This is a genomic window from Coprococcus sp. ART55/1 (assembly GCF_000210595.1).
In the GTDB taxonomy this organism is placed as follows: domain Bacteria; phylum Bacillota; class Clostridia; order Lachnospirales; family Lachnospiraceae; genus Coprococcus; species Coprococcus aceti.
Window position 1 is genome coordinate 1113650 of the sequence record NC_021018.1, and the last position, 2068, is coordinate 1115717.

Below are 2068 nucleotides of genomic sequence, written 5' to 3' on the forward strand. Positions count from 1 at the left end.
TTTTTCATAAGGAGGGACCCACGTAAGTGGGAGGATTCCTTGCGAAGTACGCAGACGCCGCGCGTAAGCGCCTTTCATGCGTCTGCTCCTTTATAAGGAGGGACCCACGTAAGTGGGAGGATTCCTTGTGAAGAGTGGAAGCGCACTGATGTGCGCGCAGGTCATCAAGCGGTGCTTGACGACATAATACGCAGACGCCGCGCGTAAGCGCCTTTCATGCGTCTGCTCCTTTATAAGGAATAATCTACATGAGTGGGATATTCCTTAAGTGGCTGATTGGGGGCACCACCTTCCGCCACTATAAAAGTGTAAGAGAAACAAATATTAGATCTGGAACAGATTTATAAAGCCGGATCAGATTGGAGGAACAGATGAGAAATTACACAACACAGATGGACGCAGCAAGAAAAGGCATAGTAACTCCTGAGATCGAGAAAGTTGCCGAGAAAGAGCATATGTCCACTGAGGCGCTGATGAAACTGGTAGGAGAGGGTAAGGTAGCGATACCTGCCAACAAGAAGCACACATGCTTAAACCCAGAGGGAGTTGGAAGCATGCTGAGGACCAAGATTAATGTCAACCTCGGCGTGTCAAGAGACTGCAAGGATTATGGTATCGAGATGCAGAAGGTTATGAGTGCTGTCGAGATGGGAGCAGAGGCGATCATGGATCTGTCAAGCCATGGCAATACACAGCCGTTCAGACAGAAGCTCACTTCAGAGTGTCCGGCTATGATAGGAACTGTGCCGGTATATGACAGCGTTATCCACTATCAGAGAGACCTTGCGACACTGACAGCACAGGATTTCATCGATGTGGTACGTCTTCATGCGGAGGATGGAGTTGATTTTGTGACTCTCCACTGCGGAATAACAAGAAAGACGATCGAACAGATCAAGAAACATAAGAGAAAGATGAACATAGTAAGCCGTGGCGGCAGTCTTGTATTTGCATGGATGACCATGACAGGCAATGAGAATCCGTTCTACGAGTATTTTGACCAGATCCTTGATATATGCGAGGAATACGATGTGACAGTATCACTTGGAGATGCATGTCGTCCGGGATGTCTTGCGGACGCAACGGATGTATGTCAGATAGAGGAGCTTGTCAGACTTGGAGAGCTGACAAAGCGCGCGTGGGATCATAACGTACAGGTTATGGTTGAGGGCCCTGGTCATGTGCCACTCAATCAGATTGCAGCCAACATGGAAGTTCAGAAGACACTCTGTATGGGCGCACCATTCTACGTACTTGGACCTCTTGTCACAGATATAGCACCGGGATACGATCACATCACAAGTGCCATAGGCGGAGCGGTCGCAGCCATGAACGGCGCAGCATTCCTCTGTTACGTAACACCAGCAGAGCACCTTGCCCTGCCAAATGTAGACGATGTCAAGCAGGGAATCATAGCCTCCAAGATAGCAGCCCATGCGGCAGATATAGCAAAGGGGATACCTGGAGCGAGGGATATAGATGACAAGATGGCGGATGCGAGACGTGTCCTCGACTGGGATGCACAGTTTGCATGTGCCATAGATCCTGAGACTGCAAAGGAGATCAGGGACAGCAGGAAGCCTGATGACGAGTACAGCGACACGTGCAGTATGTGCGGTAAATTCTGTGCTGTCAGATCGATGAACAAGGCGTTGTCAGGGGAATACATAGATATACTGTAATTACCAAGAAACTTAAAATATAAAAAGATTCGGCAGTATATGTCCATCTCGGCATGTACTGTCGTTTTTATATGCATAACATGATAGAAAATATATGGGAATAAGTACAAAAAACGGGTGTTCAGCCGAAGATGTTTACTATTTTGCCTATTGTAATGCCGGGTGAACGAGTTTAGAATAAAACCGAAAACAGGAGTAAATTATAGAAAAGAAGGGAAAAAAGTGAACAAAGATCTTACTGTGGGAAGGCCAGAATCAGTGTTATGGAGATTCTGCCTGCCACTTTTTGGAAGTGTAATATTTCAGCAGCTTTACAACATAGCGGACAGCTTTGTGGCGGGGCAGTTCATAGGAGAAAATGCTCTGGCGGCGGTCGGCAACAGCTA

1 protein-coding gene and 1 pseudogene are annotated in these 2068 nt (G+C 47.4%); both read left to right on the forward strand.

What is annotated here, in order from left to right:
* The first annotated feature begins 371 nt into the window (after positions 1-371).
* Positions 372-1682: a phosphomethylpyrimidine synthase ThiC gene (thiC, locus tag CCU_RS05305; protein ID WP_015533846.1), complete on the forward strand. Its 1311-nt coding sequence runs from the start codon at positions 372-374 to the stop codon at positions 1680-1682.
* A gap of 222 nt (positions 1683-1904) precedes the next feature.
* Positions 1905-2068, forward strand: a pseudogene (locus tag CCU_RS14710) (MATE family efflux transporter); the annotation flags it as partial.